The organism is Mycobacterium kansasii ATCC 12478 (assembly GCF_000157895.3).
GTDB classification, from domain to species: domain Bacteria; phylum Actinomycetota; class Actinomycetes; order Mycobacteriales; family Mycobacteriaceae; genus Mycobacterium; species Mycobacterium kansasii.
Window position 1 is genome coordinate 2,222,586 of record NC_022663.1, and the last position, 14,383, is coordinate 2,236,968.

Sequence of the window (14,383 nt, forward strand, 5' to 3'; positions counted from 1 at the left end):
CTGAGGAGATCACGATGACGCTGACCCATCTACACGAACGGGTTCCCGCAGCCGAGCGCATCGCCGTCCGGTGCGTCGACTCCGACGTTCACCCGGTGCCCAGACGCGGTGAAATCACCCAGTACATCCCGGAACCGTGGCGCAGCAAGTACTTCCTCGACCACAAGGTCGGCGAGCTGATCTACTACGACGCCCCCGACTACGCCCACAGTTTCGCGATGCGCGTCGACACCTTCCCGCCCGACGGCGAATTCCCCGGCAGCGACCCGGATATGGCCTTTCGCCAGCTGATCATGGAGGCCGGCTCCGACATCGCGATCCTCGAGCCCGGCGGCCGGACACCGCGCCTGCCCGAAGCCCACCAGGCCTATTCGACCGCACTCAATCACTGGCAGGCCAATCACTGGCTCGACAGCCACAACAACTGGCATCAGCGCTGGCGCGGTTCCATCTGCGCCGCCGTCGAGGACCCCGAGGGGGCCGCCCGGGAGATCGAGGAGTGGGCCGGGCACCCCTACATGGCGCAGGTGCTGATCAAGGCCGAGCCGCGGCCGTCATGGGGTCACCCGATGTACAACCCCATCTGGGCGGCCGCGACCAAGCACGACATCACCGTGAGCTGTCACCTGTCGCGTAGCAATTACGAGATGCTGCCGACACCGCCGGTGGGTTTTCCCAGCTATAACCACGACTTCATGGTGACCTACTCGCTGCTGGCCGCCAACCAGGTGATGAGCCTGATCTTCGACGGCGTCTTCGACCGGTTCCCCACACTGCGGATCGTGTTCGTAGAGCACGCGTTCACCTGGATTCTGCCGTTGATGTGGCGCATGGATGCGATCTATGCGGCGCGCAAGTCTCGGGTGGACATCAAGCGCAAGCCGTCGGAGTACGTCAAGGAACACATCAAGTTCACCACCCAGCCGCTGGACTACCCGGAAGACAAGACCGAACTGACCCGGGCGCTGGAATGGATGGAGTGCGAGAAGATCCTGCTCTTCTCGTCGGACTACCCGCACTGGACGTTCGACGACCCACGTTGGTTGGTCAAGCACCTGCCCAAGGCCGCCCGGGATGCGGTGATGTACAAGAACGGCATCGCCACCTATCATCTGCCGGAGTCGGTGCCGGTCCTCGAGGGCCAGACGCGGGTGCTCTGAATTGACCGCTGAAATTGCGGGGCAACCCAAACCGGCCCGCCTCGCCCAGGGCCGCGAACACGTCGTCGCGACGGTGAACGAGATCCCGCCGGGCACCCACAAACTGGTGCCGATCGGGCGGCACGGCGTAGGCGTCTACAACGTCAACGGCACCTTTTACGCCATCGCGAATTACTGTCCGCACCAAGGCGGCCCGCTGTGCTCGGGCCGCGCCCGGGGCCGCACCATCGTGGACGAAAGCGCCCCCGGCGACGCGGTCATGGTCCGCGATCTGGAATTCATCTACTGCCCTTGGCACCAATGGGGTTTCGAGTTGGCAACCGGGACAACGGCGGTCAAACCGGAGTGGAGTATTCGAACCTACCCGGTCCGGGTGGTGGGCAATGACGTCCTGGTGATGGCATGACTCCACGGCAGAGTCAGGTCTGTGCCGTCGAGGTGGACGGCGGCAACGTGGTGTACGAGATCATCGGCGCGTCAGGCGATCTCATTGTCCTGACACCCGGCGGCCGGTTCGGCAAGGATATTCCCGGCCTGCGTCCGCTGGCCGAGGCATTGGTCGACGGTGGCTATCGGGTCCTGTTGTGGGACAGGCCGAATTGCGGTGCCTCCGATGTGCAGTTCTACGGTCAAAGCGAGTCGCACATGCGTGCCGAAACGCTGCGCGGCTTGTTGAGCGCCCTCGGGATCGACCGTTGCATCATCGCCGGCGGTTCCGGCGGGGCACGCGATTCCATGCTGACGACGATGCTCTATCCCGAGCTGGTGGAGAAGCTGGTGGTGTGGAACATCGTCGGCGGCGTGTACGGCATGTACCAGCTGGGCGCCTACTACGTGCTGCCCAGTATCCAGGCGGTGCGCTGGTCGGGTATCGAGGGGCTGCTCAAGGTACCCGAGTGGCGCGAGCGCATCGACCAGAACCCGGCCAACAAGCAGCGGTTCCTCGATCTGAACGCCGACGAATTCCTCACCGTCATGCTGCGCTGGCTCAACGCGTTCGTACCCAAGCCGGGGCAGACGATCCCCGGAGTCGACGACGAAATGTTCGGCCGCATCAAGGTTCCCACGCTGATCATCCGCGGCGGTGAGAACGACTGGGATCACCCCAAGCGCACCTCGCTGGAGGTGAGCTGCCTGATCAAAGGATCCACGTTGATCGATCCGCCGTGGCCGGAGGACGCCTGGGAGCGTGCGGCTGAAGAACGCGCAGCCGGAAAGGTAAAGCACTTCAACATGTTCGACACCTGGGTGCAGGCCGCGCCCGCGATCCTCGAATTCCTGGGCACGTGATGCGCTCACGTGCTGCGGATATGCACCTCACAGTTGAGCGACGCCTCGAGCGCGGTGTGGATCCGGCTCTCCGGGACGCGTCCCAGGTCGGCTTCGCGCAGTGTCACGTAGACGATGTCGAAGCCATCATCGTCGAGCCGGCGGGTTACCTCACCGGTGAGTCCGAAAGCCGACAGCACACCATGGGCGTCGTCGTCGGTGCCCCGGCTGATGAAGGTGACCACCCCGGCCACGGGCGCAGTGTCGAAGGCCTTGGCGCACAGGTCGATTGCCTTCTTCTTGGCGGCTTCGACGTCCTCGCAGGCGATGAGCAGTTCGAGGTCGCGGCGACCGCCCGGCCTGGCCCCGAGGTCGTTGTCCACCAAGTCGGCGCCGACCCCGGCAAGGAGCCCGCGGAGCGTGGCCATGCCCTCGCGTAACCGCGCATCCGCCAGCGCACCGGTCGGGTCGACGTTGACCCGCACCACCGCAGTCCGCATACGGGCAAGCGTAACCGCAGCGATGGCAGGTTAATCGATGGAAGCCACCGACACCGTATTCAGGACCGCAGCCTGGCCGGGCAGCCCGCCCCGGCTGCTGCGGGAGAGCCGCGAACCCGAGGACATCGCGGCTTATCGGGAGCAGGGCGGATACCGACCGCTAGCCGACGCGGACACCTTGCTCCACGAAATCGAATCCGCCGGACTGCTCGGCCGGGGCGGCGCCGCCTTCCCGCTCGGGGTGAAATTGCGCGCGGTACGGCGCAATGGGCGTGCCGCCGGAGGCGCCGTCGTCGTTGCGAATGGCGAAGAGGGAGAGCCGACTTCGATCAAGGACCGCTGGCTGCTGCGTAACCGCCCGCACCTGGTGCTGGACGGGCTGCGGTTGGCCGCGACGATCGTCGGCGCCAAACGCGGCTATGTGTACGTGTCCGACCCGGACGCGGCGCGCGGTGCCGAGGCCGCTCTCGCCGAGCTGGGCTCCGACACACTCGGCGGCGTCGGCATCAGCGTGTGGACGGTGCCGCCCGGGTATGTGGCCGGCGAGGAGACCGCGGCCGTCCGCGCAATCAACGGCGGCCCGGCCAAACCGACCGACAAACCGCCACGTCCATACGAAGTCGGCGTACGCGGACGGCCCACCCTGGTAAGCAATGTGGAGACCCTGGCCAATTTGCCTTACCTGCAGCAGCGCGGGTCTTCGGCGTTTCGGACCCAGGGCACGCCGTCATCGCCGGGGACATTCCTGGCCACCGTCGCCGGAGCCAACCGCCCGCCTGTGCTCTACGAACTCCCGCACGGATTGCGTTTCACCGAATTGCTTGCGCTGCATGGTGTCTCATCCGAACAGGTGCGCGGAACCCTGATGGGCGGCTACTTCGCCGGCTTACTCAACCGCAGCGTGCTGGATACCACCCTGGACCACGAGACGATGCGGCGAGCCGGCAGCGGTTTGGGCTGCGGCGCGATATCGGTGATCACCGACGACTGCCCGGTCGCGGTTGCCGCTTCGGTGCTGGCCTACTTCGACCGCGAGAACGCCGGGCAGTGCGGTTCGTGTTTCAACGGCACGGCTGCCATGGCCGCCGTCGCTTCGGCGCTGCGCGACTCCGCCGCGACACCCGAAGACGTTGACCGGCTGCGACGCTGGTCTGTGGTGCTGCGCGGGCGCGGCGCCTGCGCGACGCTCGATGCCGCGACCAACGTTGCCGGGACACTGCTCGGCCAGTTCCCTGACGAGGTGGCCCGCCATCTGAGCGGCGACTGCCGGCAATGCAGTGCCGGCGCTTTTCGCGCCGAGCGTCCCTACCAGGCCACAGCGGTGATCGCGTGAGAATCCGTCTTGACCGCACCGTCTGCGACGGCTTCGGCGTATGCGCCAAGCACGCCCCGTCCTACTTCTCACTCGACGACTGGGGATACGCGTGTTTGGTCGGGGACGGCACCGTCGCCGAAGCGGACCGCGAGGCGGTCATGCGTGCCCTGATGGACTGCCCGGTGCATGCCATCACCGAAATCGGTGACCGCCCACCCGAGGTCGCTCATCCGTTCGCCGCCAGCCCGGAAGATCCGGCCGAGCATCTCAAGACCGAGTCCAACGAAGCGCAGTGGGGATTCACGCGTTGACCGGACGCTGCGCCGGGCTGATCGCCTTGGTGACGGGTACCAGCCGGGGTCTGGGCAAGGCGATCGCCCAGCGACTGGCCGCCGAGGGAGCCGCGGTTGCTCTCACGGCCCGAACCATGGATCCGGATCCGAAATACCGGGGCTGCCTTCGGGAAACGCTGGCACAGATCACGTCCGACGGCGGTGCGGCCATCGCCGTTGCGGCTGACCTGTCGAAAACCGAAGAACGAGAACGACTCTTCGCCGAAGTCGTCGACCGCCTCGGCGCCCCCGACATCCTGGTCAACAACGCGGCCGTCACGTTCTTGCGACCGCTCGACGAGTTCCCGGAGCGGCGGGTGCGACTCATGATGGAGATGCATGTGCTTGCCCCCCTGCACCTCACCCAACTGGCCATCCCGGCCATGCGAGAGCGGCGCCGCGGCTGGGTGCTGAACGTGACCTCCGTCGGCGCAGACCTGCCCGGCGGGCCGCCGTTCGACGACTTCGACCGCAGCGCGGGCTTCGGAATCTATGGCACGGTCAAGGCCGCGCTGAACCGGCTCACGAAAAGCCTTGCCGCGGAACTGTATGACGACGGCATCGCCGTCAACGCGGCCGCCCCGTCAAAGCCGGTGGCGACGCCGGGCGCGGGCCGCCTCGATCTGGCCAAGTCCGACACCGAGGACATCGAACTGATCGTCCAGACGGCGCTGGAGCTGTGCACCGGCGACCCGAAGTCGTTGACCGGTCGCATCGCTCACACGCAGCCATTCCTGCGCGAACTGGGATGGTTGAGCTGACCGACCCTGACCTCGAGCGGCTGCGCAGGCGACTTGCCCCCGCACACATCGAGGACCTGCGTCCGTTGACCGGTGGCGCTTCCAGCCTGACCTACGCCGGACAACGCCTGGGCGATCGGGTCGTGGTGAAGATGGCTCCGCCCGGAATCCAGCCGACTCGGAATCGCGACGTGCTGCGCCAGTGCCGCATCATCAAGGCACTCCGCGCCACACCCGTACCCGTCCCCGACGTGTTGTGGGCGGATGCCGGCGACCCTCCTGAAATACCTCCCCTGTTCGTCATGTCCTGGATCGACGGCAGCTCGCTGGAGCCGCTGTTCGATCTTGACTGCGCGTGTGAGAGCGAAGACATTGTGGCCGAGCGCTTTCGGAGCGCCGCGGCCACCATGGCGCAGCTGCACCGAATCCAACCGGCTGCCATCGGACTGGGAAGCGAACCGATCGTCGGGGCGGAAGCCGAGATCGATCGCTGGTGTCGCGCACTGGAAACCGTGGATCCGACGCTGGCGGCGGGGTGGATAGACCTCGGCAAGGCGTTGCGCGCCGCAGCGCCGCCACCGCTGCCTCCCGCCGTGGTCCATGGCGATTTTCGGCTGGGCAATCTGCGTGCCGTCGACGGCAGGATCACCGGGGTGCTCGACTGGGAGATCTGGTCGGTGGGTGACCCTCGGGTTGACGTCGGATGGTTTCTCATCAACTGTGATCGGCAAACGTATCAACGCGCCACCCCCTATGCCGGGGCAACGCCGAGCCCCGCCGAGCTGGTGTCGATATATTGCGCGGCAGCGGGATATCGGCTGCCCGATCTCGCCTGGTTTCAGGCGCTGGCGTGCTTCAAATCCGCAGCGACCTGGTCGCTGATCGTCAAGCACAACCGTCGGCGCCACCGGCCCGACGCCAACGTGGAGGCTATGGCGCAAGTGTTGCCGCACTTGCTGTCTCGAGCTTGCATCTTGCTCGATTAGGGTCGATTAGGGTGGATTAGGGTGGATTAGGTCCGAGGAATACCGGCGAGCTTCGCGGCGTACTTCTCCTCGGCAGCCTGCCGCAGCCGCAGTAGGTGCTCAGACGGGAACATGTCCGGAGCCGGCTTACGGCCCTTGAGTAGCAACCTTGCCAAGGTGGTCTTGTGCACCTCGGTAGGCCCGTCGGCCAGCCCGAGCACAAACGACTCGACGAGATGCTGCACGAACGGCATCTCATGGGTGGTGCCCAGGGAACCGTGCAACTGCAATGCCCGTGCCGACACGTCGTGCAGGACCTGTTGCATCATCGCCTTCACCGCCGAGATGTCGGCGCGGACCGCCTGATAGTCGTTGTGCCGGTCGATCTTCCAGGCGGTCTGCAACGTCAGCAGGCGAAACGCCTCGATCTGCATCCAGGAGTCGGCGATCATCTCCTGCACCAGTTGCTTGTCGCCGAGCAACTCCCCTTGGGTGCGCCGGGAAACGGCGCGCTCGCACAGCATGTCGAAGATGCGGCGCACCAACCCGACGGTGCGCATGGCGTGGTGGATGCGGCCACCGCCGAGCCGGGTCTGGGCGACCACGAAAGCGCCGCCCCGCGGGCCGAGCATATGGTCGGCCGGCACGCGCACGTTCTCGTACCGCACATAGCACTCGCGACCACCGCCGATCGGCTGATAGCCCAGTCCCACCTCCCGCAGGATGGTGATCCCCGGCGTCTCGGCAGGAACCACGAACATCGAATGACGTTGGTACGGAGGGGCTTGCGGGTCGGTCACTGCCATCACGATTAGGAAGGACGCCAGCTGCGCGAACGAGGAGAACCATTTCTCGCCGTTGATGACCCACTGGTCGCCATCCTGCACCGCTTCGGTGGTGAACACCTTCGGATCGGCGCCGCCCTGCGGCTCGGTCATCGAAAAGCACGACACGATTCGGTTGTCGAGCAGCGGTTCGAGGTATCGCTTCTTCAATTCAAGAGTGCCGTGGTGAGCCAGGATTTCGCTGTTTCCGGAATCTGGTGCCTGCGAACCGAACACGATCGGCGCACATTCCGATCTGCCCAGGATCTCGTTGAGTAGCGCCAATTTCAACTGTCCATATCCCGGTCCACCCAGATGCGGACCGAGATGGGTGGCCCAGAGGCCACGCTCCTTCACGATCTGCTGCAGCGGTGGAATCAGCGCCCGGCGCACCGGGTCGTTGAGGTCGTGGGATTCCTTGACCAGCAAGTCGACCGGCTCACACTCGGACCGCACGAAGTCGTCGACCCACTCCAGCTGTGCCGCCCACTCCGGGTCGGTGGAAAAGTCCCACGCCACGCGCCAATCCCTTCGCTCTGGTGGTCAGCTCACTGACGTACTTGGGCTCGAGCCTGCGGTGGCGGCATCGATACTGCGCACAGATCATGCCAGCGCCACGAGATCGCGCGCTGAGCGCAGTTTCGACCGCCTGCCGTCGAAGGCCGGCTCATGTCGACCATTTCCCACGAAGGGCCGCGGCCTCCTCGGTGGCGTGACTGATCACTTGATTGCGATTCTCCAGCTCCAGGGCCGCAGCCAACCCGGTAGCGTCCGTATTCACCTGCAGCGCACGCTTTGTCAGTGCGACGGCCAACGGCGCGAGTTCGGCGATTCGGCCCGCCAGTTCGAGTGCCCGGTCCAACAGCCCTTCCGGTGCCACGAGTTGACTCACCAACCCTCGTCGGTCGGCCTCGGCGGCGGACACGGTACGGCCGGTCAGCATCCAGTCCGCGGCCACACTGGTGCCGACGATGCGGGGCAGGTGATAGCTCATCCCCATCTCGGCCCCCGACAACCCCAAAAGGATTGCCGCATTGCCGAATGTCGCAGCCGCCGAACAGATCCGGATATCCGCAGCCAGGCACAACGCCAGTCCCGCACCGACACAGGGTCCGTTGACGGCCGCGATAACCGGCTGCGGCAGGTCGCGGATGGCCCGCGGTATGGACGCCATTGCCTCCTGAAAGCGCATTCGGTCGATGGCCGGGTCGCCGGCATCCGGCGCGCCGGCCCCGAAGTCGCGCACGTCGATGCCGGAGCAGAAGCCGCGGCCCGCGCCGGTGAGCACCACGGCCTTGACCGACGCGTCGGCGGCAAGGGAAGCGAACGTCCGGGTGAACTCCGCCAACATCGCGTCATTGATCGCGTTCAACCGCTCGGGCCGGTTGAGGCGGATCACCACGACACCGGAGCGAGGCGTCTCCTTGACCAACGTCTCCGTCACATCAGACCCGCTCGATGGTGTCGACCCCCGGAAGGGGCTGTGCCAAGATGATAACGTAATTCTCGTATTCGCATAACGCGGCTACCAGATTCACCGCGGAGGTGAAGTTGTCAGCAGCACCGGGACGTCCGCTGCCCCAGATCACCGCCGAGAACGAATTCTTTTGGACCTCAGGCGCGGACGGCCAACTCCGGTTCCAGCACTGTTCGGCCTGCGAAGCGCTGATCCATCCGCCCGCGCCGGTGTGTCGCTATTGCCGATCCCGTGAAACGGACGTGCGTGCCGTGTCGGGCCGGGCGACGCTGGCCGGGTTCACCGTCAACCACCGGTTCAGCCTGCCCGGTCTGCCGGCGCCGTATGTGGTGGCGCAGGTGTCGATCGCCGAAGACCCCCGGGTGCGGCTCACCACCAATATCGTGGAGTGCGAGCCGGATCGGCTGCAGCTCGGTCAACCCGTCGACGTGGTCTTCGAGCAGATCGAGGACGTCTGGCTACCGTTGTTTCGGCCGGCCACTGCCGAGGCGTCGGCTGCACTGCCGGGCGACGACATCGAGCCACACCGTTTCGGCGAGTACGTCCGTCCCATGCTGACGACGACGAAGTTCGAGGACAAGGTCGCCCTCACCGGCATCGGCATGTCGGCCATCGGGCGCCGGCTGATGGTGGCGCCGCTGTCACTGACGGTCGACGCCTGCGAGGCCGCCATCGCCGACGCCGGGCTGAGTTTCGCCGACATCGACGGACTGTCGACCTACCCTGGCGGCGGCAATCTCGGCGGGTTCGGCGAAGGCGGGGTGACCGCCCTGGAGGCGGCGCTGGGCATCCGGCCCACCTGGCACAACGGCGGCATCGAAACCTTCGGCCCGGGCGGATCGGTGATCGCGGCGATGCTCGCGGTGGCCGGTGGTCTGGCTCGCCACGTGCTGTGCTTCCGGACCCTGTGGGAAGCCACCTTCAACGAGCTGATGAAACAGGGCAGGGTCGCCCCGCCATTCGGATCGGGGGGCCGCACCACCAGCTGGCAGATCCCGTTCGGCGCCACCTCGGCCGCGCACACCCTGGCGATCAACGCGCAACGGCACTGTCACCGTTACGGCACCACCAAAGAAACGCTGGGCTGGATCGCGCTGAACCAGCGGGCTAACGCCGAACTCAACCCCACCGCGATCTATCGGTCACCGATGACCATGGCCGACTATCTGAACGCGCGGCCCATCACTACACCCTTCGGTCTCTACGACTGCGACGTCCCGTGCGACGGCGCGATAGCCGTCGTCGTCTCCGCGGTCGACGCCGCCCGCGACCTGGCCAAGCCCCCGGTGCTGGTGGAAGCCGTCGGGACGCAGATCATCGAGCGAATCGATTGGGACCAAAGCACTCTCACGCACGAACCGCAGGTGCTGGGCCAGGCCGCGCACCTGTGGACCCGCACCTCGCTGCGGCCTGCCGACGTCGACGTCGCCGAACTCTACGACGGGTTCACCATGAATTGCCTGTCCTGGATCGAGGCCCTGGGATTCTGCGGAATCGGTGAAGCCAAAGAATTCCTGGACGGCGGCAAGAACATCGCCCGCGACGGCGTGCTGCCGTTGAACACTCACGGCGGCCAGCTCTCGCACGGCCGCACCCACGGAATGGGTCTGCTGCACGAGGCCGTCAGCCAGCTACGCGGCGAAGCCGGCGCACGCCAGGTCGCCGGCGCCCGCGTCGGCGTGGTGAGCAGCGGCGGCCTGACGCCCAGCGGTGTGCTCCTGTTGCGGGCTGACGCATGAACCGGGCAACCGTGCGTCCCCGGGTGGTCATGGTCGACGGCGTGCCGATGTCCGGACTGGTCGCCGAGGCCCAAGATCCCCGGGCGGTCATCGTGGCCCTGCATGGCGGCGGCACCACGTCGACCTATTTCGACTGTCCCGGCCACCCGCAGCTGTCATTGCTACGGCTCGGCGCGACGCTGGGTTTCACCGTGGTCGCACTCGACCGCCCCGGCCACGGCAGCTCGGCGCCGTATCCCGAAGCCGTGCACAGTCCGCAGCAGCGGGTTGAGCTTGCCTTCGGAGCCGTGGAGCGCATCCTGGGACCGCGCCCGCGCGGCGCGGGCCTGTTCCTGATGGGCCATTCCGGTGGCTGCGAGTTGGTGCTGCGGATGGCCGCCAGCCCGCTCGCCGCCGGGCTGCTCGGCCTCGAACTGGGCGGCACCGGACGGCGCTACCACCCGGCCGCCAAGGAAGTCATGCGAGCGGCCGCCCAACAGGACCGCCCACCCGGGGTGCGCGAGCTGTTGTGGGAGCCGATGCGGTTGTATCCGGCCGACATCATCAGCGCAATCACCAACTCGTCCGTCGCCCCCCGTTACGAACGGAGCGTGGCATTGAACTGGTCGCACCGGGATTTCCCCGAGCTGGCACCTGCGGTGCGGGTCCCGGTGCGGTTCACCCTCGGCCGCCACGACAACGTCTTTCGATCAGACCCGCAGGCCTTGGCCGAAATTGCCGACATGTTCTCGGCGGCAGCATGTTTCGTCAGCGACCTGCAGGACGAGGCCGGGCACAATCTCAGTCTCGGTCACAGCGCCGCCGACTATCACCGCAAGGTCTTTGCGTTTGTGCAGGAGTGCGTGGAACTACCCCCGGCGACAGCCGACGATCAGGAGGCCGGTTGATGTTTCCCACCCGCCCGCAAGCCGCTACCGTTACCGTTACAGTCGAACGCTCAGTCGTAACGATCCCGCCCGCCACCCGGTGCTCAAGGAGTGTGCCATGACCACCTCGAAGATTGTCTTCGACCCGTTCTCCGAAGAATTCTTCAACGGCCCCTGGGACACCTACCGGCGGATGCAGGAAGAAGCGCCGGTCTACTACAGCGAGGAATACGACTTCTACGCGCTCACTCGCCACGCTGATGTAGCCGCGGGCCTCAAGGACTTCCAGACGTACTCGTCGGCCTACGGAATCGACCTTGCGATGGTGCGAACCGGGCAGCCGTCGCCGCACAAGGCGATCATCTTCATGGATCCCCCCGAGCACCGCCACATGCGCAGCCTGCTCAACAAGGTCTTCACGCCGCGCGCCATCCAGTCGCAGCGGCAGACGGTCATCGACAAGATCGACAAGTACCTGGGCGCGGTTGATCCCAATGGTTTCGACGCGGTGCAGGAGTTTTCCGGCCCGTTCCCGGTCGAAGTGATCACGACCATGCTGGGCGTGCCCGAGGAATATGCCCAGCAAGTGCGGCATTGGATCGACGAGTCGCTGCACCGCGAGCCCGGGCAGGTGGAGGTCGGCGAAAAGGGCATGCAAGCCAACATCAACACGGCGATGCTCTACTACGACTTGGTCCAGCAACGTCGCTCCGAACCGCGCGACGACCTGTTCACCAAGTTGATCAACGCCGAGATCGAACGTGACGACGGACAGCTCACCAAGCTCGACGACCTCGAAATAGCAGGCTTTGCAACATTATTGGGCGGGGCGGGCGCCGAGACGGTGACCAAGCTCGTCGGCAACGCCCCGGTGGTGTTCGCGCGGTTTCCCGAACAATGGCAGAAGCTCCTCGACGATCGCAGCAAGATTCCCGCCGCGGTCGAGGAACTGCTGCGCTATGAGGCGCCGTCGCAGTATCAGGTCCGCCGTTCGATGAAAGACGTGGAACTGCACGGTGTCACGATCCCGGCCGGCAAGCCGGTGTTCCTCATCAACGGCGCCGCCAACCGCGATCCGCAAGCCTGGACCGATCCCGACAGATTCGACATCGACCGCGACCCGCACGAAGCCACCAATCTCGGCTTCGGATACGGGATTCACAGCTGTCTGGGCGCGGCGCTGGCCCGGATGGAGAGCGCAATCGCGCTGGAGAAGCTGCTGGACTTCATGCCTCGCTACGAGGTTGACTGGGCAAACTGCAACAGGGTCCACATGCAAAATGTCCTCGGCTGGCAGAACGTGCCGGTGCGGGTGCTGCGGTGAGGAGGCCGCAATGAGAATCGAAGTCGATTGGGATCTGTGTGAGAGCAACGCGGTATGCATGGGCATCGCCCCGGAGGTGTTCCGGGTCGGCGACGACGACATGCTGACCGTCTTGCAGCCGGAGGTCACTCCCGAAAACGAGGCGCTGGTGCGCGAGGCGGTGCGGCAGTGCCCCCGCCAAGCGATTTCGCTTGGCGACTAGCGAGCCTTTCCCGGCTGGTGGCGGTGGCGGCGGAACAGGCAGTGCCACCGCAATTGCCGGCGCCGCGGGCCGGACCGGTGCCGCCGGGGCGGCCGGCCTCGATGGCTTGTCCGGCTGAGCCGGTCAGCGCTCTCTGATCGCCTGCTCCGGACAGCACTCGATGGCCTCGCGGGCAGCCGCCTCCAATTCCGTTGGCACATCCGAGGTTATCGCTTCGGCGTAACCGTCGTCGGTCAGTCTGAAGACTTCGGGGCACAGCGTCAGGCACATGCCGTGCCCGCGGCAGCACTGGTCGTCCACCCACACCCTCATGCCGGCGTGAACTCCAGGTGCAGCTCGGTGAGACCGCGCAGAATGTAAGTCGGAACATAGTGGTAGCGGCGGTCTTTCGTGGGGCCGTGCATCCGCTCGTCGATCCTGATCTCCGATGTCCGGTCCAGCAGCCGCTCGATTGCCACCCGGGTTTCGGCACGCGCCAGCGGCGCACCGGGACAGCTGTGGATCCCTCGCCCGAACGAGAGATGCTGGCGGGCGTTTTTGCGTTCCGGGTCGAACGTGGCGGGCTCGGCGAACCGGCGCGGATCCCGATTGGCCGCGGCCTGCAAAACCATCACCGTCGTACCGGCCGGCAGGTCGACACCGCCCACGTTGACCGGTACCCGGGACAAGCGGAAGTCGCCCTTGACCGGGCTCTCGATGCGCAGCGCCTCCTCGATGAAGTTCGGGATCAGGCTGCGGTCCCTGCGCAACTGCGCCTGGATGTCGGGGCGCTCCCCGATGACCTGCAAGGCCGCACCCAACAGCCGCACCGTGGTTTCCTGCCCCGCCGAAAAGACATTGCAGGCGACCCGGGCCACGTCTTCGACATCGGGAATGGAGCCGTCGGGGAAGGTGGCGGTCGCCAGGCCGGTGAGCACGTCGTCGCGGGGCTGGCGGCGGCGGTCGCGGACGTAGTCGGCGAAGGTTCCGTAGAGAAATTCCAGCGGGTTGTGCGCCAACGGTTTGTCACCGGTGCCGCCGACACCGCCGCCCGCGTGACGGTGGATGTTGGTGACGAAGGTGCCGCGATCTTCGTCGGGAACACCGAGCAAGTCGGCGATGACCAGCAGCGTGAACGGGCTCGCGAAGTCCTTGATGAAATCGCCCTGTCCCGCAGCCAGGTACCCGTCGAGCACCCGGTCGGCCAGCAGCCACATGGCGTCCTCGTTTTCCTTGAGACGCTTCGGGGTGATCAGCCGCATCAACAGGGCGCGATGGTTGGTGTGTGTCGGCGGGTCCAGGGTGGGCAGTTGGTCGCTGAACGGCAGCTCGTCGCGGTGCTGCTCGATCAGCTCGGTGACGTCGTCACCCTCGAGCGGCACCGGGAAGCCCGGAAATGGCCCCGTCACCGAGATACAAGACGAAAACGTCTCGGCGTCGTTCAACACCGCCACGGCTTCATCCCAGCCGGTCACCATGGTCACCCCGTAGTGGCCTTCGCGGGTCACCGGGCAGCGCTCGCGCAGCGCCTCGTAATACGGGTACGGATTCTCGACGAGCCGCTTGTCGCGGAAGAAGTCCATCTCGCCGTAATCACTCACGAGAACCTCCCTCTCACTGATGAGTATGACATTTCCATAGGAGGTGGCCGGCGTCAACGTGACCTCGCGCTGACCGCGAATACGGCGACG

16 protein-coding genes are annotated in these 14,383 nt (G+C 66.0%); 11 read left to right on the top strand and 5 right to left on the bottom strand.

Annotated elements, in window-relative coordinates; all coding sequences use genetic code 11:
• Positions 1–14: 14 nt before the first annotated feature.
• The 3 genes from MKAN_RS09455 to MKAN_RS09465 are packed head-to-tail and all read left to right on the top strand — an operon-like array spanning position 15 to position 2,450.
• A complete protein-coding gene (locus tag MKAN_RS09455) occupies positions 15–1,160 on the top strand; it encodes an amidohydrolase family protein (protein ID WP_023367639.1) in 1,146 nt (381 codons plus the stop codon).
• A gap of 1 nt (position 1,161) precedes the next feature.
• Positions 1,162–1,566: a Rieske (2Fe-2S) protein gene (locus MKAN_RS09460; protein ID WP_023367641.1), complete on the top strand. Its 405-nt coding sequence runs from the start codon at positions 1,162–1,164 to the stop codon at positions 1,564–1,566.
• A complete protein-coding gene (locus MKAN_RS09465) occupies positions 1,563–2,450 on the top strand; it encodes an alpha/beta fold hydrolase (protein WP_023367643.1) in 888 nt (295 codons plus the stop codon). Before MKAN_RS09460 ends, MKAN_RS09465 begins: the two co-directional genes overlap by 4 nt.
• Positions 2,451–2,455: 5 nt before the next feature.
• On the opposite strand, the gene MKAN_RS09470 is transcribed toward MKAN_RS09465, so the two are convergent.
• Positions 2,456–2,929, bottom strand: coding sequence for a hypothetical protein (locus MKAN_RS09470; protein ID WP_023367645.1), 474 nt, complete (start codon positions 2,927–2,929; stop codon positions 2,456–2,458).
• A gap of 37 nt (positions 2,930–2,966) precedes the next feature.
• Between MKAN_RS09470 and MKAN_RS09475 the strand changes: the two genes are divergently transcribed.
• The 4 genes from MKAN_RS09475 to MKAN_RS09490 are packed head-to-tail and all read left to right on the top strand — an operon-like array spanning position 2,967 to position 6,302.
• On the top strand, positions 2,967–4,262 hold the full coding sequence (locus MKAN_RS09475; RefSeq protein ID WP_023367647.1) for an NADH-ubiquinone oxidoreductase-F iron-sulfur binding region domain-containing protein: 1,296 nt from the start codon (positions 2,967–2,969) through the stop codon (positions 4,260–4,262).
• Positions 4,259–4,555: a ferredoxin gene (locus MKAN_RS09480; protein ID WP_023367649.1), complete on the top strand. Its 297-nt coding sequence runs from the start codon at positions 4,259–4,261 to the stop codon at positions 4,553–4,555. The genes MKAN_RS09475 and MKAN_RS09480 overlap by 4 nt, the downstream gene beginning before the upstream one ends.
• On the top strand, positions 4,552–5,337 hold the full coding sequence (locus tag MKAN_RS09485; protein ID WP_036393956.1) for an SDR family NAD(P)-dependent oxidoreductase: 786 nt from the start codon (positions 4,552–4,554) through the stop codon (positions 5,335–5,337). The genes MKAN_RS09480 and MKAN_RS09485 overlap by 4 nt, the downstream gene beginning before the upstream one ends.
• Complete coding sequence (locus MKAN_RS09490) at positions 5,325–6,302, top strand: phosphotransferase family protein (protein ID WP_023367653.1); 978 nt, start codon at positions 5,325–5,327, stop codon at positions 6,300–6,302. Before MKAN_RS09485 ends, MKAN_RS09490 begins: the two co-directional genes overlap by 13 nt.
• Before the next feature lie 26 nt (positions 6,303–6,328).
• Here the strand turns inward: MKAN_RS09490 and MKAN_RS09495 are convergent, their stop codons facing one another.
• Together MKAN_RS09495 and MKAN_RS09500 are read right to left on the bottom strand one after the other, a co-directional pair.
• The gene (locus tag MKAN_RS09495) at positions 6,329–7,624 is read right to left on the bottom strand and encodes an acyl-CoA dehydrogenase family protein (RefSeq protein ID WP_023367655.1); all 1,296 of its coding nucleotides are present in this window, start codon (positions 7,622–7,624) and stop codon (positions 6,329–6,331) included.
• Between the two features lie 148 nt (positions 7,625–7,772).
• Positions 7,773–8,549, bottom strand: a complete 777-nt coding sequence (locus tag MKAN_RS09500; protein ID WP_023367657.1) for an enoyl-CoA hydratase/isomerase family protein — start codon at positions 8,547–8,549, stop codon at positions 7,773–7,775.
• 107 nt (positions 8,550–8,656) lie between these two features.
• Here MKAN_RS09500 and MKAN_RS09505 point away from each other — a divergent pair, with 107 nt between their 5' ends.
• The 4 genes from MKAN_RS09505 to MKAN_RS09520 all read left to right on the top strand — a co-directional run bounded on the left by MKAN_RS09505 (position 8,657) and on the right by MKAN_RS09520 (position 12,713).
• The gene (locus tag MKAN_RS09505) at positions 8,657–10,321 is read left to right on the top strand and encodes a thiolase C-terminal domain-containing protein (RefSeq protein WP_036393960.1); all 1,665 of its coding nucleotides are present in this window, start codon (positions 8,657–8,659) and stop codon (positions 10,319–10,321) included.
• A complete protein-coding gene (locus tag MKAN_RS09510) occupies positions 10,318–11,208 on the top strand; it encodes an alpha/beta hydrolase (RefSeq protein ID WP_023367661.1) in 891 nt (296 codons plus the stop codon). The genes MKAN_RS09505 and MKAN_RS09510 overlap by 4 nt, the downstream gene beginning before the upstream one ends.
• Before the next feature lie 97 nt (positions 11,209–11,305).
• Positions 11,306–12,511 carry a cytochrome P450 gene (locus MKAN_RS09515; protein ID WP_036393965.1) on the top strand — a complete coding sequence of 402 codons (1,206 nt, stop codon included), beginning with the start codon at positions 11,306–11,308 and terminating at the stop codon, positions 12,509–12,511.
• Between the two features lie 10 nt (positions 12,512–12,521).
• Positions 12,522–12,713, top strand: coding sequence for a ferredoxin (locus MKAN_RS09520; RefSeq protein ID WP_023367665.1), 192 nt, complete (start codon positions 12,522–12,524; stop codon positions 12,711–12,713).
• A 123-nt stretch (positions 12,714–12,836) separates the two neighbouring features.
• Here MKAN_RS09520 and MKAN_RS09525 read toward each other — a convergent pair whose 3' ends face one another.
• On the bottom strand, positions 12,837–13,025 hold the full coding sequence (locus MKAN_RS09525) for a ferredoxin (RefSeq protein ID WP_023367667.1): 189 nt from the start codon (positions 13,023–13,025) through the stop codon (positions 12,837–12,839).
• Positions 13,022–14,275 carry a cytochrome P450 gene (locus tag MKAN_RS09530; RefSeq protein WP_036393968.1) on the bottom strand — a complete coding sequence of 418 codons (1,254 nt, stop codon included), beginning with the start codon at positions 14,273–14,275 and terminating at the stop codon, positions 13,022–13,024. The genes MKAN_RS09525 and MKAN_RS09530 overlap by 4 nt, the downstream gene beginning before the upstream one ends.
• Between the last annotated feature and the right edge of the window lie 108 nt (positions 14,276–14,383).